General features: G+C 71.5%; 21 protein-coding genes. 10 read left to right on the top strand and 11 right to left on the bottom strand.

The features are described from left to right. The first annotated feature begins 89 nt into the window (after nt 1-89). Together ACTWPW_RS34345 and ACTWPW_RS34340 are read left to right on the top strand one after the other, a co-directional pair. A complete protein-coding gene (locus ACTWPW_RS34345) occupies nt 90-956 on the top strand; it encodes a fumarylacetoacetate hydrolase family protein (protein ID WP_375111690.1) in 867 nt (288 codons plus the stop codon). A gap of 26 nt (nt 957-982) precedes the next feature. Then, nucleotides 983-1,873 (top strand): LysR family transcriptional regulator, encoded by an 891-nt coding sequence (locus ACTWPW_RS34340; protein WP_375111689.1) that lies wholly within the window; start codon nt 983-985, stop codon nt 1,871-1,873. Here ACTWPW_RS34340 and ACTWPW_RS34335 read toward each other — a convergent pair. The 3 genes from ACTWPW_RS34335 to ACTWPW_RS34325 all read right to left on the bottom strand — a co-directional run bounded on the left by ACTWPW_RS34335 (nt 1,862) and on the right by ACTWPW_RS34325 (nt 5,543). Further along, entirely contained in the window at nt 1,862-3,847 is a 1,986-nt protein-coding gene (locus ACTWPW_RS34335) for a glycosyl hydrolase family 28-related protein (RefSeq protein WP_443171059.1), read from the bottom strand. The two genes, ACTWPW_RS34340 and ACTWPW_RS34335, sit on opposite strands and share 12 nt — an antisense overlap. A gap of 113 nt (nt 3,848-3,960) precedes the next feature. Then, complete coding sequence (locus ACTWPW_RS34330) at nt 3,961-4,737, bottom strand: hypothetical protein (RefSeq protein ID WP_443171058.1); 777 nt, start codon at nt 4,735-4,737, stop codon at nt 3,961-3,963. A 62-nt stretch (nt 4,738-4,799) separates the two neighbouring features. Then, nucleotides 4,800-5,543: a FadR/GntR family transcriptional regulator gene (locus tag ACTWPW_RS34325; protein WP_443171057.1), complete on the bottom strand. Its 744-nt coding sequence runs from the start codon at nt 5,541-5,543 to the stop codon at nt 4,800-4,802. An 82-nt stretch (nt 5,544-5,625) separates the two neighbouring features. Here ACTWPW_RS34325 and ACTWPW_RS34320 point away from each other — a divergent pair, with 82 nt between their 5' ends. The 4 genes from ACTWPW_RS34320 (at nt 5,626) to ACTWPW_RS34305 (ending at nt 9,594) form a co-directional block, all read left to right on the top strand. Continuing rightward, the gene (locus ACTWPW_RS34320) at nt 5,626-6,663 is read left to right on the top strand and encodes an ABC transporter ATP-binding protein (RefSeq protein ID WP_443171056.1); all 1,038 of its coding nucleotides are present in this window, start codon (nt 5,626-5,628) and stop codon (nt 6,661-6,663) included. 92 nt (nt 6,664-6,755) lie between these two features. Next, a complete protein-coding gene (locus tag ACTWPW_RS34315) occupies nt 6,756-7,964 on the top strand; it encodes an ABC transporter substrate-binding protein (protein ID WP_375111684.1) in 1,209 nt (402 codons plus the stop codon). Continuing rightward, on the top strand, nt 7,961-8,791 hold the full coding sequence (locus tag ACTWPW_RS34310; RefSeq protein ID WP_443171055.1) for an ABC transporter permease: 831 nt from the start codon (nt 7,961-7,963) through the stop codon (nt 8,789-8,791). The genes ACTWPW_RS34315 and ACTWPW_RS34310 overlap by 4 nt, the downstream gene beginning before the upstream one ends. Next, nucleotides 8,788-9,594, top strand: coding sequence for an ABC transporter permease (locus ACTWPW_RS34305; protein ID WP_443171054.1), 807 nt, complete (start codon nt 8,788-8,790; stop codon nt 9,592-9,594). The genes ACTWPW_RS34310 and ACTWPW_RS34305 overlap by 4 nt, the downstream gene beginning before the upstream one ends. Here the strand turns inward: ACTWPW_RS34305 and ACTWPW_RS34300 are convergent. The 8 genes from ACTWPW_RS34300 to ACTWPW_RS34265 all read right to left on the bottom strand — a co-directional run bounded on the left by ACTWPW_RS34300 (nt 9,552) and on the right by ACTWPW_RS34265 (nt 16,816). Continuing rightward, nucleotides 9,552-9,872, bottom strand: a complete 321-nt coding sequence (locus ACTWPW_RS34300) for a hypothetical protein (RefSeq protein ID WP_364122107.1) — start codon at nt 9,870-9,872, stop codon at nt 9,552-9,554. The two genes, ACTWPW_RS34305 and ACTWPW_RS34300, sit on opposite strands and share 43 nt — an antisense overlap. 2 nt (nt 9,873-9,874) lie before the next feature. Beyond that, entirely contained in the window at nt 9,875-10,792 is a 918-nt protein-coding gene (locus ACTWPW_RS34295; RefSeq protein ID WP_443171053.1) for a hypothetical protein, read from the bottom strand. Nucleotides 10,793-10,983: 191 nt separating this feature from the next. Further along, nucleotides 10,984-12,453: a sulfatase-like hydrolase/transferase gene (locus tag ACTWPW_RS34290; protein ID WP_375111680.1), complete on the bottom strand. Its 1,470-nt coding sequence runs from the start codon at nt 12,451-12,453 to the stop codon at nt 10,984-10,986. Continuing rightward, on the bottom strand, nt 12,450-13,418 hold the full coding sequence (locus ACTWPW_RS34285) for an aliphatic sulfonate ABC transporter substrate-binding protein (protein WP_443171052.1): 969 nt from the start codon (nt 13,416-13,418) through the stop codon (nt 12,450-12,452). The genes ACTWPW_RS34290 and ACTWPW_RS34285 overlap by 4 nt, the downstream gene beginning before the upstream one ends. A 28-nt stretch (nt 13,419-13,446) precedes the next feature. Beyond that, nucleotides 13,447-14,226 (bottom strand): ABC transporter ATP-binding protein, encoded by a 780-nt coding sequence (locus ACTWPW_RS34280; RefSeq protein WP_364122118.1) that lies wholly within the window; start codon nt 14,224-14,226, stop codon nt 13,447-13,449. Next, complete coding sequence (locus ACTWPW_RS34275) at nt 14,223-15,032, bottom strand: ABC transporter permease (protein WP_375111677.1); 810 nt, start codon at nt 15,030-15,032, stop codon at nt 14,223-14,225. Before ACTWPW_RS34275 ends, ACTWPW_RS34280 begins: the two co-directional genes overlap by 4 nt. After that, entirely contained in the window at nt 15,029-16,324 is a 1,296-nt protein-coding gene (locus ACTWPW_RS34270; RefSeq protein WP_443171051.1) for an ROK family protein, read from the bottom strand. The genes ACTWPW_RS34275 and ACTWPW_RS34270 overlap by 4 nt, the downstream gene beginning before the upstream one ends. A gap of 156 nt (nt 16,325-16,480) precedes the next feature. Continuing rightward, complete coding sequence (locus ACTWPW_RS34265; RefSeq protein ID WP_364122127.1) at nt 16,481-16,816, bottom strand: putative quinol monooxygenase; 336 nt, start codon at nt 16,814-16,816, stop codon at nt 16,481-16,483. Nucleotides 16,817-16,928: 112 nt separating this feature from the next. Between ACTWPW_RS34265 and ACTWPW_RS34260 the strand changes: the two genes are divergently transcribed. The 4 genes from ACTWPW_RS34260 to ACTWPW_RS34245 all read left to right on the top strand — a co-directional run bounded on the left by ACTWPW_RS34260 (nt 16,929) and on the right by ACTWPW_RS34245 (nt 19,835). Continuing rightward, nucleotides 16,929-17,741 carry an ABC transporter ATP-binding protein gene (locus tag ACTWPW_RS34260; RefSeq protein WP_443171050.1) on the top strand — a complete coding sequence of 271 codons (813 nt, stop codon included), beginning with the start codon at nt 16,929-16,931 and terminating at the stop codon, nt 17,739-17,741. Next, nucleotides 17,734-17,931: a hypothetical protein gene (locus tag ACTWPW_RS34255; protein ID WP_375111674.1), complete on the top strand. Its 198-nt coding sequence runs from the start codon at nt 17,734-17,736 to the stop codon at nt 17,929-17,931. The genes ACTWPW_RS34260 and ACTWPW_RS34255 overlap by 8 nt, the downstream gene beginning before the upstream one ends. Continuing rightward, nucleotides 17,928-18,557, top strand: coding sequence for an NADPH-dependent FMN reductase (locus tag ACTWPW_RS34250; RefSeq protein ID WP_443171049.1), 630 nt, complete (start codon nt 17,928-17,930; stop codon nt 18,555-18,557). The genes ACTWPW_RS34255 and ACTWPW_RS34250 overlap by 4 nt, the downstream gene beginning before the upstream one ends. A gap of 78 nt (nt 18,558-18,635) precedes the next feature. Next, on the top strand, nt 18,636-19,835 hold the full coding sequence (locus ACTWPW_RS34245; RefSeq protein ID WP_443171048.1) for an endonuclease/exonuclease/phosphatase family protein: 1,200 nt from the start codon (nt 18,636-18,638) through the stop codon (nt 19,833-19,835). Nucleotides 19,836-19,927 lie beyond the last annotated feature (92 nt).

Here is a 19,927-nt window from a genome sequence, read left to right as displayed (position 1 = left end):
CAACCCCGGCAAACTACTAAGTTGATCCCGTAGGGGACAATTCATCGGATGACATTGTGCCCCTCTTCTGACGGAGCTTAGGAGCAGGCATGCAGATCGTACGGTTCACCAGCCCCCTGACCGGCGCCGACGCGGTCGGAGTCGACGACGGTGAGCAGGTGGTGGAGCTGTCCGGGGTCACCACCGTGGGCGAGCTGCTCCGGCTGTCCTCCGATGGGCTGCGCGAGCGGTGCGCGGCGGCGGACGGCCCGCGGCACCCGTCCGGGTCCGTGAGCCGGCTCGCCCCGGTGGACGGGCGCATGGAGGTGTGGGCGGCCGGCGTCACCTACCGGCGCTCGCGCGAGGCCCGGGTGCTGGAGAGCGAGCGGGCCGCCGACGTGTACGAGCTGGTCTACGACGCCGAGCGGCCCGAGCTGTTCTTCAAGTCGGTCGCGTGGAAGGTCTCCGGCGACGGCGGCCGCATCGCGGTCCGCGAGGACTCGGAGATCGACGTGCCGGAGCCCGAGCTCGGCCTGGTGCTGAACGCGCACGGCGAGATCGTCGGCTACACCGTGGTGAACGACGTCAGCTCGCGCACCATCGAGGGCGTCAACCCGCTCTACCTGCCGCAGGCCAAGATCTACCTGGGCGGCTGCGCGGTGGGGCCGGCGATCAGGCCCGCGTGGGAGGTCGCCGACCCGTACGCGCTGGACATCTCGCTGAGCATCGCCAGGGCCGGGGAGACCGTGTGGGCGGGCAAGGCCAGCACCTCCCAGCTCAACCGGCGCCTGGACGACCTGGCCGGCTACCTGTTCCGGGCCGACGCCTTCCCGGACGGCGCGATCCTGGCCACCGGCACGTGCCTGGTCCCCGACCTGCCCTTCACGCTCCAGGACGGCGACACGGTGACCATCGGCATCGCCGAGATCGGCACGCTGGCCACCACCGTGGTCAGGGGCCTGGCGGCCATGCGGTGACCGTGCGGTGACCGTACGGTGATGGCGTGAACCTGCAGCAGCTCCGCTACGCCGTGGCGCTCGCCGAGGAGCTCAACTTCGGCCGCGCGGCGCTGCGCGAGGGTGTCCGGCAGCCGCCCTTCAGCCAGCAGATCGGCAAGCTGGAGGAGGAGCTGGGCGTGCAGCTGTTCGAGCGGACGACCAGGCAGGTGCGGCTCACGCCGGCGGGCGAGGCGTTCGTCGCGGAGGCGCGTACGAGCCTGGCGCACGCCGAGCTGGCCGCCGAGGCGGCCAGGCGGGCGGGCCGGGGCGAGGCGGGGCGGCTGGCGATCGGGTTCGTCGGGTCGGCGACCAACCTGACCCTGCCGAGGGTGCTGCGGCGCTTCCGCGCCCGCTACCCCGCCGTGCAGGTGGAGCTGCGCGAGCTGACCACCGCGCAGCAGGCCGAGGAGCTGCGGCAGGGCCTGCTCGACGTCGGCCTGCTGCACGCGCCGCTGGCCGGGGCGGCCGCCGAAATGCTGTCCACCCGGACGGTGGCCCGCGAGCTGCTGCTCGCCGCCCTGCCCAGCGGCCATCCGCTGGCCACCCGCACGCCGCTGCCGGCCGCGGCGCTGGCGGGGGAGCCGTTCGTGATGTTCCCCCGCCGGTACGGGCCCGGCCTGTACGACCAGATCACCGCCGTGGCCAGGGCGGCCGGGTTCGAGCCCGGGATCGTCCAGGAGGCCGTGCAGATGCAGACCATCGTGGGCCTGGTCGCGGCGGGGATCGGCGTGTCGATCGTGCCCGAGTCGGTGGCCCGGCTGCGGCGCGGTGACGTGGTGTTCCGGCCGCTGTCGCCGGAGACCAGGGTCGTCACGCTGGACGTGACCTGGCGCACCGGCGACCCGAACCCGCTCGTGCGGAACTTCTGCTCGCTGTTCCCCGCCTCACCAGGGTGACGGGGGCGGGGGCGCCACGACCGGCGGGCGGTCGTCGCAGGTGATGGTGTTCGGCAGCAGCCACGGCGCCAGCCAGCCCCCGTCGTTGCCGCCGCGATCGGCCAGGGAGAACTCCGAGCCGGTGGCGGGGAAGCCGAACGACCCGCAGTTGTTGACCCCGACCGCGCCGACGTTGCGCGCGTCGACGTTCTCGAACGTGGCCGACCCCTTCACCCGCGCGCTGACCACCGAGGTGCCGGTGCCGTCCACCCGGATGTCCTTGAAGTGCACGTTGTCGATCGAGTAGAGGTCCTTCACCGACCACTCGCTCACCAGCATGATCGCGTTGTAGGTGTTGTCCAGGAAATGGTTGCCGGTCACCCTGATGTCGGCGGAGATGTCCCGCTCCAGCGCGTAGAACCAGATGGCGCCCAGGCCGATGTTCCAGTTCAGCTCGTAGGTGCCGGACCTGACCGTCGTGTTGCCGGTGATGTCCAGCCGCCCGGTGAACGGCTCGGCCCCGAAGCGGGAGCCCACCTGGAGCGCGCTGCCCTCCCTGATCGGGTCGGCGATCAGGTTGCCGGAGATCGTGTTGTCCCCGCCGCCGTAGACGGCGATGCCGTTGGCCAGCGTGGGCGTCTGCACGGTGTTGTGGTCGAACGTGTTGCCGGTGTTGGCGCCCTTCTCCGACCACATGGCCAGGGCGTCGTCGCCGGTGTTGCGGATGAAGTTGTTCGACACGACCGAGTTCGTGACGCCGGTGTGGAAGTTGAGGGCGTCGGCGATCTGGTCGACGATGACGTTGTTGGTGATCCGCACGTTCGTCATCGGGCCGTCGAGCCAGATGCCGACCTTGGTGTGGCGGATGTGCAGGCCGTCGATGGTGGAGTCGCTCATCGCGCCGCCGATGCCGTTGACCTGGTCGGTGTCGATGCGCTCGCGTACGTCGCCCTCGATCGCGAAGTCCGACAGGTGCACGTCGCGGCTGCCGCCCTCGGCGGCGGGCCTGCCGTAGAAGCCGACGCCCGTGTGCACCGACCCGTCGGGGGCCGGGCTCGGGAGGGCGACCTCGCGGCCCTTGACGATCGTGTACCAGCTCCCGGCGCCGGTGATGGTCACGTCGTCCACGATGATGTGCCGGTTCACCTGGTACGTCCCCGGCGGGAGGTACACCTTCAGCCCCTTGCGCTTGGCGAACGCGATGGCCTTGTCGATCGCGTTCGCCGAGTCGCGCCGCCCGGTGGGGTCGGCGCCGAAGGCCAGCACGTCGGCCGCCAGGAGCTCGACCTTCGGCGGGCCGACGAGCTCGGAGTCGAGCAGGTCGACGACCGTCCATCCGGCCCTGCTGCCGGCCGGGACCGTCAGGCGTACCCGGTCGCCCGCGCGGTAGGTGCGCCCGAGCAGCAGGCGCTGCTCGTCGTAGAAGTGGTTCGGCCGGAACGGCTTCGCGATCACGGGCGGCGGCGTGGTGGCGCTCGGCACGCACGAGCACTCGGTGATCCACCAGTCGGGGTGCAGCAGGCCGGCGCCGGGGTCGTTGGTGAACGGGTACTGGTTGTACAGCCACGCGTACTGCGACGTCAGCGTCATCGTGGTGCGGGCCCTGCCGTTGACCGTGACGTCGAGCGGCGCCGTGATGCCGCCCCCGCCGGGCGCGTCGGGGATGCTGTAGCGCACGGTGATCGCGTTGGCCCTGGCCGGCAGCGTGAACTCCACGTGCTGCCCGGGCGCCAGCCGGACCGCCCTGCGCCCGGATGCCTCGGCGGGCAACGTGTACGCGCTGCGGTCGGGCCCGATCACCGTGCCGTTCGTCGTGGCGTTCTCCGCCTCCTGCTCGGCGAAGGCCACGTCGGCGCCCCGGCCCGCGACCAGCGCCGGATCCAGGGCCGCCCGCGTCACGACCGGGGCGGGCCCGGGGGAGTCTGCCAGGGCCGGGCCGGAGAGGCCGCAGGCCAGGGCGGCGGCGAGGAGCGCCGCGGTGAGGGTACGAGGCATCGCGTGCTCGATTCTCGCTGGTTCCGCCGGCGCCGGTTCGCTGGCGCTGGTTCTGGGGGTGAGGCGACATTAGGCCCCCCGCACACCGCTCCACAAGGCCCTGTGAACTACTTTCAGCGATGCCTCAAATTCTTGCGTGAAACCCGTAAGCCGTTTGCGGTGCTTGCGGCGACGAGCGACAGGGGCAGCCCGCCGCACGGGTGTGTCTCGAACCCCGCCTCACCCCGGAAGACCGACCCGCCGATCCACCTGGCCGTGTTGGAGGCCACCACCCGCCCGGCCGCACTGATCACGAACGCGGGCACCGGCACCTCGCGCAGCACCGGCACGATCTCCCCCTCGAACCGCCGCACGAACACGTCCGCCGCCGCCACCCCGGCGAACCCGCCCCCGGCGGTCACGGGCACCGACAGGGTCAGGCTGTACTCGTCGGTGCACAGGTAGTCGACGTACGGCCCGCAGATCGTCCGCTCGGCCCCGCCGGCCGGTCCCGTGTACCACTCCCAGTGCGTGTAGTCGTAGAAGGCGCTGCTGGCCGGGTCGAGGTCGCGCAGGAGCTGCACCGGCCGGCCGGACGGGTCGTCCTGCCACCACTCCAGCCACCACGGCGCGTCCTCCAGCAGGCCCGGGGCGGCGATGAACCCGATGCCGGCCACGAGCCCGCCGAGACGGCGGAACAACGCGGGCCGCAGCGTCGCCAGGTCCGCCTTGCCCAGGGGCCGTCCCGCCCGCGTCCGGCCGGCGATCAGGACCGCCGTGCGCTCCCGTACGTCGTCGAGCGCCGCGAAGACGCCCTCCACGGCCGCACGCACGCAGGCCACGGCCCGCCCCACCTCTCCATCCGCGCCGTCGCGGGGATCCGGTGGGGCTGGGGTCGGGGGCTGGGGCATCGTGCACCTCCGTGCCTGGTTCGGGCCCGCCACCACCCGCCGGCCGCCGATCCGCCCTGCGGTCAGGCGTCCGCCAGCCGCAGCCGCAGCTCGATCAGCCGTTCGATCGCGTCGAGCACATGCCGTTCGGCCAGGTCGCGGGCCTCGCCGGGGTCACCGCGGCGGATGGCCTCGGCGATGGCGCGATGCTGGGCCGTGGCCTCATGGTGCCCGCCCGGCTCGTCGTACGGAAGCCACAGCAACGGCCCGATGTCGGCCTGTAACCGGATCTCCTCCTGAGTGAGTCGTGCCGACTGCGAAGCCGCCGCGACCTCCACGTGGAAGCGCCCGTCCAGCCGCCGGAGCGCGGCCCCCGAGCCGGCCTGCGCCGAGGCCGTGGCCATGTCGTCGAGCGATCGCCACAGCGGCGCCACGTCCCCGGGCAGCGCCCGCCGGGCCGCCAGCCGCGCGGCGGCGCCGGCGATGGCCGCGTAGTGGTCGCCCAGGTCCCGCAGCTCGTCCACGGCGAACGCGCGCAGCCGCGCCCCGAGCTCCAGCGGCTCCTGCGGCGTGCGGACGAAGCTGCCGCCGCCCCGCCCGCGGCGCGTCTCGACCAGCCCCCGCTGGCGCAGCGCCATGAGCGCCTCTCGCAGCGTCACCGTGGAGACGCCGAGCCGCGCCGCCAGCTCCGCCTCCGAGGGGAGCTGCTCCCCGTCGGCCAGCAGGCCCAGGGCGATGGCGTCGGCGAGCCGGCGTACGACGGCGTCCACCCGGCCGGCGCCTCCCACGGGTGCGAACACGGCCAGATGGGACCCGCTCGCCGCCATCGCCCCCACCCCTCCCACGTCAACGACATTGCTACAGGAATCACTCTTGTCGCGAAACATTTGAAATCATATGTTTTCGGTTATGCCAGGCAGCGAGGCGGCCGTGGGGTTAACCGGGCTGCGCAAGGAGTTCGGGCCGGTCACGGCCGTGGACGGCATCGATCTCGAGGTCCGCGACGGCGAGTTCTTCGCGATGCTCGGCCCGTCCGGATCCGGCAAGACCACGGTCCTGCGCATGATCGCCGGTTTCGAGACGCCGACCGCCGGCACGGTGGAGCTGGGCGGCCGGGACGTCACCCGCCTGGCCCCCTTCGAGCGCGACGTCAACACCGTCTTCCAGGACTACGCGCTGTTCCCGCACATGAACGTGCGGGCCAACGTCGAGTACGGCCTGCGCGTGAAGCGGATCCCCAGGGCCGAGCGGCGCGAGCGGGCCGCCGCCGCGCTGCGCTCGGTGCGCCTGGAGGGCTTCGAGGGCCGGCGCCCCGGCGAGCTCTCCGGCGGCCAGCGCCAGCGGGTCGCGCTCGCCCGGGCACTGGTCAACCGGCCCCGCGTGCTGCTGCTGGACGAGCCCCTCGGCGCCCTCGACCTCAAGCTGCGCGAGGAGATGCAGGTCGAGCTGAAGGAGCTGCAGCGCGAGGTCGGCATCACGTTCCTGTTCGTCACGCACGACCAGGAGGAGGCGCTGACGATGAGCGACCGGGTCGCGGTGTTCGACCGGGGCCGGATCGAGCAGGTCGGCACGCCGGCCGAGATCTACGAGCGGCCCGCCACCGAGTTCGTGGCCGGGTTCGTGGGCACCTCCAACCTCATCTCCGGCGCCGCCGCCGAGAAGATCCTCGGCCGTCCGGGCACGTTCAGCGTGCGCCCGGAGAAGCTGCGCGTGGTGCCCGGCGAGTCCGGCGGGGCCGGCCCCGGGGAGCACTCCGCCACCGGGACGGTCGCCGAGGTCGTGTACGCGGGCGCGGCCACCAGGTTCGTCGTCGACCTCGACGCCGGCGGGCGGCTGATCGCGCTGCAGCAGAACCTCGAGGTCTCGTCCATGGAGGTGATGGGGCTGAGAGGGGCCCGGGTGCGGCTCGTGTGGCAGCGGCGGCACGAGTTCGCCATCACCTCGTGAAGCAGGAGTCCCCGTCAAGCAGGAGTCCCCGTCAAGCAGGAGCCCTCGAAGCAGGAGCCCTCGAAGCAGGAGCATCGTCAATAGGAGAAGGCATGCGACCGACCGGAACAGTCATCACCGCGGCGGCACTCGTCCTGGTCACGGCCTGCGGTGGCGGCTCCACCACGCCCACCGGCGGCGCGGCCCCGGCGCCGGGCCAGACCGGCTTCGTCCCGCCGAAGATCGACGCCCTGCAGAATCTCGGCACCGGCGAGGGCGAGGTCAACCTCGTGGCCTGGGCCGGCTACGTCGAGGACGGCACCAACGACCCCAAGGTGGACTGGGTCACCCCGTTCGAGCAGGAGACCGGCTGCCAGGTGAACACCAAGGTCGCGGGCACCTCGGACGAGATGGTCACCCTCATGAGGACCGGCCAGTACGACGCCGTCTCGGCCTCCGGCGACGCCTCCCTGCGCCTGATCGCGGCCGGCACCGTCGCGCCGGTCAACACGAGCCTGATCCCGAACTACACCGACGTGTTCGACGGCCTCAAGAGCAAGCCGTGGAACTCCGTGGACGGCGTCCCGTACGGGGTCCCGCACGGCAGGGGCGCCAACCTGCTGATGTGGCGCACCGACACGGTCAAGCCCGCCCCCGACTCGTGGAGCGTGGTGTTCGACCCGAACTCCCCGTACAAGGGCAAGGTCACGGCCTACGACTCGCCCATCTACATCGCCGACGCCGCCGTCTACCTGATGGCGACCAAGCCCGACCTCGGGATCAAGAGCCCGTACGCGCTGGACGACAAGCAGTTCCAGGCCGCCGTCGACCTGCTCAAGCAGCAGAAGCAGATCGTCGGCGAGTACTGGTCGGACTACACCAAGGAGATCCAGGCGTTCAAGAGCGGCGACTCCGTCGTGGGCACGACCTGGCAGGTCATCGTCAACGTGGCCAAGAGCGAGAAGGCCCCGGTGGAGGCCGTCCTGCCGAAGGAAGGCGCCACCGGCTGGTCGGACACGTGGATGGTGGCCGCCAAGGCCGCGCACCCGAACTGCGCCTACCGCTGGCTCGACTGGATCATCTCGCCCACGGCGAACGCGCAGGTCGCCGAGTATTTCGGTGAGGCGCCCTCGAACGCCAAGGCGTGCGAGGAGACCGCCGACGCCAAGCACTGCGAGACCTTCCACGCCACCGACGAGACGTACTTCTCGAAGGTCCACTACTGGACCACCCCGATCGCCCAGTGCCTCGACGGCCGCACGGACGTGAAGTGCAAGGACTACTCCGAGTGGACGCGGGCCTGGACGGAGATCAAGGGTTGACCCGAGTCGCGGCCTTCCTGCACCGCAGGGCAGGCGTACGGCTGTCGCTGCTTCTGTCGGCGCCGCTGGCGTGGCTGGGGCTGGCCTACCTGGGCGCGCTGGGGGCGCTGCTCGTCACCGCGTTCTACAGCACGGACACCTTCACCGGCGAGCTGATCAGGACGTTCACCTGGGCGAACTTCCGTGACCTGGTCACGGTGGAGGTGTACCGGACGATCGCGCTGCGCTCGATCGGGGTGGCGCTCGCGGTGACGGCGATCGACCTGGTGGTGGCCTTCCCGATGGCGTTCGCGATGGCCAAGCTGGCCTCGCCGCGGGCGCGGCGCTGGCTGGTGATCGCGGTGCTGACGCCGCTGTGGGCGAGCTACCTGGTCAAGGCGTACGCGTGGCGGGTCATGTTGTCGTCGGGCGGGCTGCTGGGCTGGGGCTTCGGGGTGACGGCCACGGTGCTGACGCTGGCGTACCTGTGGCTGCCGTACATGATCCTGCCCATCTACGCGGGGCTGGAGCGGCTGCCCGGCTCGATGCTGGAGGCGGCGGGGGACCTCGGGGCCCGGGCCGGGCGGGTCTTCCGCACGGTCATCTGGCCGCTGACGTTCCCCGCCGTGATCGCGGGGTCGATCTTCACGTTCTCGCTGTCGCTGGGCGACTACATCGCCGTCAAGATCGTCGGCGGGCGGAGCCAGCTCATCGGGAACGTGGTCTACGACAACATCGGGGCGGCCAACAACCTGCCGTTCGCGGCGGCCGTGGCGACCGTGCCGGTCGTGATCATGCTGATCTACCTGGCGGCGGTGCGCCGTACCGGGGCCTTGGAGAACCTGTGAAGCTGTCCCGCCTGTCCCGGCTGCTGCTCCGGCTCGCGCTCGCCGCCGGGCTGGTCGTGATCTACGTGCCGCTGCTGGTCGTGCTGCTCAACTCGGTCAACGCCGACCGCACGTTCGGCTGGCCGCCGTCCGGGCTGACGCTCCGCTGGTGGGAGGCGGCCTGGGCCTCGTCGGGGGTGCGCGACGCGCTGTGGACCTCGGTGCGGGCCGGGCTGGGGGCCACCGCGATCGCGCTGGTGCTGGGGACGATGGCGGCCTTCGCCGTGCAGCGCTACCGCTTCTTCGGCCGCCAGACCGTGTCGCTGGTGATCATCCTGCCCATCGCGCTGCCCGGCATCGTGACGGGGATCGCGCTCAACAACGCCTTCCGCACCGTGCTGGAGCCGTTCGGGGTGGGGCTCGGGCTGTTCACGGTGGTGGTCGGGCACGCCACGTTCTGCGTGGTGACCGTCTACAACAACGTGCTGGCGCGGTTGCGGCGTACGGGGACGAGCATGGAGGAGGCGTCGGCGGACCTCGGCGCGGGGCCGTTCACGACCTTCCGGCTGGTGACGTTCCCGATGATCCGGTCGGCGCTGCTGGCGGGCGGGCTGCTGGCGTTCGCGCTGTCGTTCGACGAGATCATCGTGACCACGTTCACGGCGGGCGCCGGGGTGCGCACGCTGCCGATCTGGATCTTCGAGAACCTCTTCCGGCCGAACCAGGCGCCGGTGGTGAACGTGGTGGCGGCCGCGCTCATCGTGGCCTCGGTGGTGCCGATCTACCTGGCCCAGCGGTTGTCGTCCGACGTCGGCCCGCACTGACCGGCCGCCGCCTCCTCGCGCAGCCGCCTGGCCCGGCGGCGCAGGTTCTCGGCGGTGGACAGGCAGCTGTCCTCGAGGTCGTCCATCTCGCGGCGCAGCCGCAGCACCTGCGTCAGGAACCGCTGCGCGGCCGGGCCCGTCCAGTAGGACGCGCAGTCGCCCGGGCGCGTCGGGATGCCCTCGAACGCGTCCGACAGGCCCCTGGCGTACCGCGTGAAGGCGGCGGCCAGCGACTCCTTCTCGGCCGCCTCGCGGAGCAACTGGTGCCTGTTGTGCATGCTCAGCGGCCCTCGGTCTCCGCGTCGGCCTCGGCGTCGATCTCGTCGATGCCGCGCACGACGTTGACCCAGGCCCGCTCCCGCAGCCCGTCGGCGCCGGCGCCGGGCTTCATCGCCTCGTGCAGCACGCCCGCGAGCGCCTCCTCGATCGCGGGGTCGGCCGCGGCGGCGGCCAGCAGGACGCGGGTCTCGCGCGGGTGCTCGGCCAGCAGCTGCTGGAAGGCCAGCGGGTCGCGCCCGTACGCCGCGATCAGGCCCTGCGGGCTCCAGCCCGGATCCGGCGGGCGGTTCAGCAGCCCCACCGCCACCCGGTTGAGGAACGTGCCCGACTGCCCGGCCAGCGTGACCAGCCGGGTCAGCACGTCGGGCGGGGCGCTCTCCACGAGCGCGTACCACTCGTCCCCGAGCCGCCCGGTGCGTTCGGCACTCGCGAACGCCTCGGCCAGCCCGCCGTCCAGCGCCCGGGTGAAGGCGTCCGGCCCGAGGGCCGCCAGCAGCGCCGCCGCGTACGCGGGATCGCCGGCCTTGCCCTCGATGTCCGGAACCTCGCCGCCGGCCGCGGCGTCTTCGGCCGCGGCGTCTTCGGCCGCGCGGATGGCGACGGCCGTATCCTCGGCGGCCCGCCGGGCCTCCGCCTCGCTGCCGAAGGGGAACGTTCCGGTGAGCATGCCTCGCTCGCGCACCGGCACGAGCTGCTCCAGCGTGTCGATGCGCCACCTCAAGTCCTGCTGGGACTCGTGGTAGAACGCCCAGGTGCGGTGCATGGCCGTGGTGCCCTGGCGGCCGGTCCAGTCCTGGCCCGCCTCGGCGATCGCCGCGTCGAGCCCGGGCCGCGTCCCGCCGAGGACTCCCTTGCCCGCCTCCAACCGGCGGATCAGTTCTTGTGCGCCGCGGGGGTCGATCCCTACGAACTCCCCCATGAACCCTCCCAGAGGGTGTGGTTACCAGGCGGGAGTCAAGCACACCGGGAGTACCGGACGGGACACGTTTCGCAGAACGGGAATCGGAGGATCAGTCGCGATAAGTCCTGACGTAGTCGAACTTGGCGACCGCGCCGGTCCTGTTCATCGAGATCAGGCCGATCCTGAGCTCGTCCTTGGGATGACTCCCTTCATCGGCCAGTGGTCTCTTTCTCGAAGGAACTCAGCGTGGGGTCGTAGTCCGAGGTCCCGATGTCGTACATCGGGGTCATCCAGTGGTAGAAGTTGTCGCCGCGGTCGCGCAGCAGGTCGTACAGCCTGCGCATCAGGCGGCGCCGGACCGGGGCCAGCTCCGGGTGGGTGTACCGGTTGCTCAGCTCGTGCGGGTCGTCCCGCAGGTCGTACAGCTCGTTGACCGACTCCGGGTTGACGACCAGCTTGTAGCGGTCGTCGCGGATCATGCGCTGCGGGTAGGGGAAGTGGTGGCCGTGGAACTCCGCGAGCAGCTCGGCCGGCCACTCGGGGTGCTCGCCGCGCACGAGGGGCACCAGGCTGCGGCTGTCCACGGCCGGCTTGGTGTCGCAGCCCGCCAGGTCGAGGATCGTCGCCGTGCAGTCGGTGAGGTTGACGAACTCGTTCCTGACCTGCGGTGGCCGGCCGGGGATGCGGACGATGCCGGGGATGCGGTAGATGTCCTCGTACATCGCCGGGCCCTTGTCGTGCAGCCGGTGGGCGCCGGTGAACTCGCCGTGGTCGGCGGTGAAGAAGACCGCCGTCCGGTCCGACAGGCCCAGCTCGTCCATGCGGTCGAGGATCCGGCCGATCTGCTGGTCGATCAGCGTCACGTAGCCCCAGTAGACCGCGATCAGCTTGCGGGTCACCTCGATGGGGATCGTGTCGAACGTCCAGTGCGCGCTGTAGTTGCGCTGCACCGGGGGCTTGCCCTCGAACGTCTCCGCGATCGACGGCGGCAGCTCGACCAGGCTCGGGTCGTACATGTCGAAGTACTCGTCGGGCAGCAGGTACGGCAGGTGCGGCCCGAAGAAGTGCGTGGCCAGGAAGAACGGGCGACCGTCCGCCGCGTACCGCTCCATGTGCTCGATCGCCCGGGTCGCCAGGTAGTGCTCGAACGTGGCCTCGACCGGCTGGTGCAGCCGCGCCGCCAGCAGGTTGCCCTGGTTGCCGTTGGGCGTGGTGCCCCGGACCAGCTCCGAGATCCGGTACGGCGGCAGCCCCCGCTCCTCCAGGTACGCCAGGTAGTCGGGGTGGTCGACCGGGTTGTGCCAGCCGGGCAGGTCGGGGCCGTCGAAGCCGTACGAGGCGGCGTTGCGGCTGGTCCCGCCGTGCCACTTGCCGATCAGCCCCAGCTGGTAGCCGCGGTCCTTCAGCGCCTCCGGGAAGGTGAAGGCGTCCTCCCGCAGGTCCTCCAGATAACCGACGTTGCGCTCGTAGTTCGCCAGCAGCCGGTGCCGGAACGGGGCCTGCCCGGTGAGCAGGCTGGCCCGCGCGGGCGTGCAGATGGCCGTCGGCGTGTAGAACCGATCGAACCGCGTGCCGGTGGCGGCCAGCCTGTCCAGGTTGGGCGTGGCCACGTGCGGGTTGCCGTAACAGCCCAGGGTGTCGACGCGGTGCTGGTCGGTCATCAGGAACAGCAGGTTCACTTGGTGAAGGCCTTTTCGTAGAGGTCGCCGGTGTAGTACGTCGCCGGGTCCGGCTTCGACTTGAGCTGGCCGGTGCCGACGAAGAAGTCGCCCAGGCTGTTCAGCCACTTGGCCACGGTGCCGTCCTTGGTCTTGGCGACCAGGTCGGCGGTGGTCATGATCTGGACGTTGGCGGCGTCGGCCTTGACCTTGGCCGCGTCCAGCTTGAGCAGGGCGGCCGCCTCGGTGATCGACTCCTCGGGGTGCGCGGCCCGCCAGTCGTTGGCCTCCTGCAGCACCTTGATCACCTTGTTGGTGAGCTCGGCGTCCACCCCGGTGCCGCCCACGAACGCGGTCGGGAACGAGTTGTCGGGGAACTCCTTGGTGCTGGCGATCTCCACCATGTCGGGCACCTGCTGCTTGATGTTGCCGATCAGCGGGTACCAGATGCCGGCCCCGTCGATCTGCCCGGCGGCGAACGCCGAGACGACGGTGGCCGGGTCCATGGGCACCTTCTGGATGTCCTTGGCCGTCATGCCGGCCTTCTGCAGCGCCAGGTTGAGCACCATGTCGCCGGACGTGCCCTCCGGCACGCCGACCTTCTTGCCCTTGAGGTCCTGCATGGTCTTGACGCCGGGGCGGCCGATGACACGGTCGGCGTACGCGAGCGTGTTGATCGCGACGACCTTGGCCTTGCCGGAGGCGGGCAGCCACATCGCGCCCGGGCCGATGTAGCCGAAGTCGAGGTCACCCGCGCCGAGCGCCTGGATCTGCAGCGGCCCGTTGGTGAACACCTTGATCTCGGGCGTGAGCCCCTGCTTCTCCCACATGCCCTGCTTCTGGGCGATGGCGAGCAGGCTCGCGCCGTTGTAGTCGCTGATGTAGCCGAACCTGACCGTGGAGCCGTCGTCGGAGCAGGCCGTCACGGAGAGTGCTATCAGGCTCACCGCCGAGGCGGCCGTCAGGGCGCGACGAAGAGAACGCATGGCGGATCAGTCCTTTCTGGGGGGTTTGTCAGGCCGCCGATGCGGCGGGTGCCTGGTGGTATACGGCGTGCCAGACCTCGTTGCGGATCCGCCCGAACTCGGGCGACAACCGCATTTCCTCGGTCCTCGGGTAGGGCAGGTCCACGTCGATGATCTGCTGGATGCGGCCGGGCCTGGCGGCCATCACGATCACCCGGCTGGCCAGGTAGACGGCCTCGTCCACGTCGTGGGTGATGAACATGACCGTGCGCTGCTCCTGGCTCCACGTGTCGAGGAGCTGGTCCTGGAGCTGCACCCTGGTCAGGGCGTCGAGGGCGCCGAACGGCTCGTCCATGAGCAGGACCCCCGGGTTCACCGCGTACGCGCGGGCGATCGCGCAGCGCTGCTTCATGCCGCCGGACAGCATCTTGGGCAGCGCGTCGGCGAAGTCGGACAGCCCGACCAGCTCGATCGCCCGCTCGGCCCGCCGCCTGCGCTCATCGGCCGGCAGCTCCATGAGCTTCAGCCCGAACTCGACGTTCTTGCGCACGGTCAGCCACGGGAACAGCGCGTACTGCTGGAAGATCACCCCCCGGTCCGGACCCGGCCCGGTGACGGGCCGGCCGTCCACGAGCACCTCGCCCGAGTCCGGCTCGACCAGCCCGGCGGCCATGCTCATCAGCGTGCTCTTGCCGCAGCCCGAGGGGCCCACGACCGTGACGAACTCGCGGTCGGCGATGTCCAGCGACACGTGGTCCAGCGCGGTGAAGGTCTCGTCCTTCATCGGGTAGGTCTTGACCACGTCCCTGAACGAGATCTTGGTGTTCATCGGCGCTCCTGCCAGTTGGTGAGGCGTCGCTCGGCCAGCAGCAGCAGCCGGTCCATCAGCAGGCCGAGCACGCCGATGGCGATCAGGCCCACGAAGATCGTGGACAGGTCGTAGTAGAGCTGGGCCTGCTGCATCCGGAAGCCCAGGCCCTCCTGGGCGGCGATCAGCTCGGCGGCCACCAGCGTGCCCCAGGCCGAGCCGAGCCCCACCCGCATCCCGACCAGGATGAACGGGGTCGAGGCCGGCACCACGACCTTGAGGAAGATGGTCCGGTCCGACGCGCCGAGCACGCGGGCGGCGTTGATCAGCGTCTTGTCCACGTCCACCACGCCCTGGAACGTCGCCACGACGCTGGACAGGAACGACGCCAGGAAGATCACGAAGACCTTCGGCACCTCGCCGATGCCCATGAGCACGATGGCCAGCGGGATGATCGCCAGCGGCGGGATGGTGCGGAAGAACTGCACGTACGGCTCCAGCAGGCCGCGCGCGGTGGCGTACCAGCCCATCAGGAAGCCGATCGGGACCGCCAGCAGCGTGCCGAGCAGGAAGCCCAGCAGCACCCGGCGCAGGCTGGCCAGGGAGTCCATCAGCAGCGTGCCGTCGGCGACCAGCTCGCCGGCCTTGCCCGCCACCTGGAGCGGGTTGGGCAGGCCCTGCACGCCGATGGTGGCCAGCGACGTCCAGATGAGGAGGCCGATGACGACCGCGATCAGGTTGAGCGCTATGGCGCGCCGCGAGCGCTTCGGGCCGCGCCGCACGGCCGGAGCCGCCGACGACTTGCCCAGCGCGGTGAGCTGGGTCATGGGTTCATCAAGTCCTCTGTTGCGAGATCCGGTCCTGCCGGATAGCGAGAAAGCAGCGGGGATTCGTGCAGCACCAGGGCTATCCCGCCGAGGGCGCCGGCCACCTCGCCGAGCGTGGCCCGGCGCAGGCTCACCCGATGCCGGGAGACCGGCATGACGTGGTCGTGCAGCGCCCGCTCGATCGGCCCGGCCAGCGCGTCGCCGGTCTCCGCGAGCTCGCCGCCGATCACGATGACGCTGGGGCCGATCGCGTTGCACAGGGCCGCGAGCATCTCGCCGATCCTGGTGCCGACGCCGTCCAGCAGCGTCAGCGCGCTCGCGTCGCCGCCCTCCACGGCCTTCACCAGCTCGCGCACGTCGCCGGCCCGGCCACCGGCGGCGCGGTAGGCGTCCAGCACGGCCCTTATCGAGGCGACGGTCTCCAGGCAGCCGGTCCCGCCGCAGTCGCAGCGGGCGCCGTCCGGCTCGACCGTGATGTGGCCGAACTCGCCGGACAGGCCGTACGCGCCGCGGTGCAGCGACCCGCCGACCACCAGCCCGCCGCCGACACCGTGGGACAGGCGCAGGTACAGCACGTCCCGCCCGCCGGCGGCGGCCCCCCAGATCGCCTCGCCGAGCGCGGCGAGGCGGGTGTTGTTGTCGATCAGCACGGGCACGCCGAACCGCTCGCGCAACAGCGTCTGCACGGGATGCGGGACCGCCTCGCGAACGTCTCCGTCCCCACGGTCCGCCCCCGCCTCCTCAGCGGGCTCCCCGGCGAGGCCGCTGGCGGGGCCATCGGCGGGTCCACTGGCGGGACCGCTGACTGGGCCGTTGACGGGGCCGACCACGCCGACGCCGATCGCGCTCAGCGCGCCCAGCCGCAGCGTCCCCGAGCCCGTGCCCGTCAGCGACCCGACGAGCCGCTCGGCCAGCGCGACGCGCTGCTCCCACGGCAGGTCGGCCGCGTGCGGCTCGCTGGCCGAGCCGACAATCTCGTGGGCCAGGTTGACGGCGGCGACGTGCAGCCCGCGGCGCGCGAAGTCGATGCCGATCGCCTGGCCGGCGTCGGGGTTGAGGGTCAGGGTCTCAGCCGGCCTGCCGCGCCCGCGCGGCGCCTCCTGCGCGGTCGCGGTCACGACCGCGCCGCTGGAGACCAGGTCCGCGAGGATGTCGTACAGGGTCGTGCGGGACAGTCCGCAGTGCTTGCCCAGCTCGCCCCGGCTGAGCGGGCCGTGCTTGCGCAGCAGCCCGAGCACGAGCTCTTCGTGCCCGCGCCGGAGTTGTGACAGGGGGCCACGGGGATGTGACATGTGCAGAGTCTGCCGACGCCCCCGCTTTTTCGTCAATAACCCGGAAAAAAACGTATCCGCCCTGACATGTGGCCTGTGAGCTGGAAGAACGCCCCTATCGAGGATGCACGGGGCTCGTAACGTTCGCGTAACGAGGCATGCGCAGCGCCCGCTGGGTCACTCGGCCTTGGGCGGGACGGCCATCTCGCCCAGCTCGGACCAGCCGTCCTGGTCGAGGGTGGTGTTCACGATGCGGGGCGTCTCGGCGAGGTGGGGCGGCAGCGTCCGCTGGGCCTGCTTGAAGTGGGCCGACTGCACGTGCGCCGCTCCCGCCTCGCCGTCCCGGAACGCCTCCACCAGGACGTACTCGGTGGGGTCGTCGAGGCTGCGGGACCAGTCGAACCACAGGCAGCCGGGCTCGGCGCGGGTGGCCGCGGTGAACTCGGCGGTGATCTCCGGCCAGCGGTCGGCGTCTTCGGGCAGGGTGCGGAACTTGGCGGTGATGAAGATCATGAGCTCTCTCGATCGTCAGCGTTGTCAGGGGACGAGCCTATCGACCGGGTATTCTCTATATCTCATGTAGGAAATGTTGACTTCATGCGTGCCTGCTCGTAGCTTCGTACGCATGAGCCAGGGCCTTCACCTCAGCCTCAGGAACGTGACCAAGACGTTCCAGGGCGACGCCGGCGAGCCGTTCACGGCGCTGTCCGGCCTCGACCTCGACGTGCGCCGCGGCGAGCTGCTCACGCTCGTCGGCCCCAGCGGCTGCGGCAAGTCCACCGTCTTCGCCCTCATCGCCGGGCTCACCCGGCCGACCGCCGGCCAGGTTCTCCTAGACGGCGCGCCCGTCACCGGGCCCGCGCTCGACCGGGGCGTCGTCGTCCAGCAGTACGCCCTGTTCCCGTGGCGCACGGCCCAGGCCAACGTGGAGTTCGGGCTGGAGGCCAGGGCGGTGCCGGTGCGGGAGCGGGCGCGGCGGGCGCGCGAGCTGCTCGGGGTCGTGGGGCTGTCCGGCGTCGAGGAGCGGTATCCGTACGAGCTGTCCGGGGGCGAGCGGCAGCTGGTGGCCATCGCGCGCAGCCTCGCGTTCGACCCGGGCGTGCTGCTGATGGACGAGCCGTTCGCCGGGCTGGACGCGCGGACGCGCGAGTGGCTGCAGGAGCGGTTCGTACGCGTCTGGCGGCACACGGGCAAGACCGTCGTCTTCGTCACGCACGACGTCGGCGAGGCCGTCTACCTCGGGCGGCGGGTCGCGGTGATGACGGCGGGCCCGGGCCGTGTCAAGGAAGTGGTGAAAGTGGGGATTGATCCCATGGAGGGCGGTTCGCGGGCGCATCCGGCGTTCGCGGAGCACCGACGGCACGTAGGAAGCCTGCTGCGCGACGAACTCGCCGCGGCGCGGGCGCGGGAACGGAAGGTGACGGCCTCCCATGGCTGAGACGACGACATCGCGCTGGGATCCGGCGCCGGGCGAACGCGAGGGCGACGTCCACTGGTATGACCTCCCGGACGACGAGGCGGAGGAGGGTTTCGGGCTCGACGCGGAACCCCGCGCGGACCTCGGCCGCAGAAGGTGGCCGGGCCTCGTCACCGGCTGGGCGCGCGCCATCGTGGCGGTGGGGCGATGAGCGTCGTCGCACTGGTCGGCAACCCGCGGGAGGGCTCCAGGACCCTGACCGTGGCGGCGGAGGCGGCCCGCGCGGTCAAGCGACGCCTCGACGCACCCGGGCCCGGGGTGGCTGGGGGCGGGGTGGCAGGGGGTGCCGGGATCGACGCCGGGATCGACGCCGGGATCAGGGCGGCCGGCAACGGGTCCGTCGGGCTCGATGAAGCGGTGCCGTTCGAGGTGGTGGACCTGTCCGCGCTCGGGCCGCACCTGCTGTCCCCCGGCTCGTCCCCAGGCGTGGAGGTGGCGCTGGAGCTGGTGGCGGAGGCGAGCGTGCTGGTGGTGGCCAGCCCGACCTACAAGGGCACCTACACCGGCCTGCTCAAGTCGTTCCTCGACCGCCTGCCGTCCCAGGCGCTGGCGGGCAAGGCGGCGCTGCCGGTGCTGGTCATGGGGGACGCCAAGCACGCGCTGGCGGTCGAGGTGCACCTGCGCCCGCTGCTGGTGGAGCTGGGCGCGACCGTGCCCACCCCCGGCCTGGCGGTGCTGGAGTCCGAGCTGCCCCGGCTGGCGGAGGTCCTGGCGGTCTGGGCGGACCGGGTCGCGCCCCAGGCGGCCTCCGTGATCGAGGACCGCGCGCGCCGCTGATCGCGGGGGAATGGTGACTGGCGCGTCCGGTCGCGAGATGCCATGATCCGGCCACGGGCCCGTGCGAGGGGAGACACCATGATCTTCCGTTGTGTCCTGGCGGTCGTCGTCGCGGCGGCGGTCTTCGTCCCCGTCCCGGCGCAGGCCCAGACGCGGGTCAGGTTCGCCACCTTCAACGCCTCGCTCAACCGGGGCGCGGAGGGGCAGCTCGTCAGCGACCTGTCCACCCCGGACAACGCGCAGGCGAAGGTCATCGCCGAGATCGTCCAGCGGGCACGGCCCGACGTGCTGCTGATCAACGAGTTCGACCACGACGCCGCCGGTGCCGCCGCCCGCCTCTTCCAGGACAACTACCTGTCGGTGGGGCAGGGCGGCGCGCGGCCGATCAGCTATCCGTACCGGTTCACCGCCCCCAGCAACACCGGCCTGGCCTCGGGCTTCGACCTGAACAACGACGGTTCCGCGGTGACCACCCCGGGCGCCCCCGGCTACGGCGACGACGCGTACGGCTTCGGCGCCTTCCCCGGGCAGTACGGCATGGTCGTCTACTCGAAGCACCCGATCGACACCCGGGGGGTGCGCACGTTCCAGAAGTTCCTCTGGAAGGACATGCCCGGGGCCGCGCTGCCGCCCGGCTGGTACTCGGCCGAGGAGCTGCGGGTGCTCCGCCTGTCCTCGAAGAGCCACTGGGACGTGCCCGTACGCGTCGGGCACCGTACCGTGCACCTTCTGGCCAGCCATCCGACGCCGCCCACGTTCGACGGCGCGGAGGACCGCAACGGCCACCGCAACCACGACGAGATCAGGCTGTGGGCCGACTACACGCATCCGGGCCGGGGCGGCTACCTCTACGACGACCGGGGCAGGCGCGGCGGGCTGGAGCCGGGGGCGGCCTTCGTGATCGCCGGCGACCAGAACGCCGACCCGAACGACGGCGACAGCTACCAGGGCGCGATCCACCAGCTCCTCGACCACCCGAGGATCGACGGCCGGTCCGCGCCGTCGAGTGCGGGCGCGGCCGAGGCGGCGGCGCTGCAGGGCGGCGCGAACGCCACGCACACCGGCGACCCGAAGTACGACACCGCCGACTTCGCCGACACCGCGCCCGGAAACCTCCGCGCCGACTACGTGCTGCCGGCCAGGCGGCTGAGGGCCGTGGGCGGTGGCGTCTTCTGGCCGCCGCAGGCCGACCCGCTGTCCCGGCTGACCGGCGTCTTCCCCTTCCCGAGCTCCGACCACCGCCTCGTCTGGCTCGACGTCAGGATGGCCGCCGGCTGACCGCGTTTTCCGCCCGGCGAATTTCCGGAAATCGTGCGAATCGTGACGGAAGAAAATCGGTGTGATTTTCCGGAGCTAATTCTTAAACTCGC

Origin of the sequence: Nonomuraea sp. KM90 (assembly GCF_052246675.1) — a bacterium.
Lineage (GTDB): Bacteria > Actinomycetota > Actinomycetes > Streptosporangiales > Streptosporangiaceae > Nonomuraea.
Note: the sequence above shows the minus strand (reverse complement) of the source record. Positions and strands in the feature narration are given on the sequence as shown.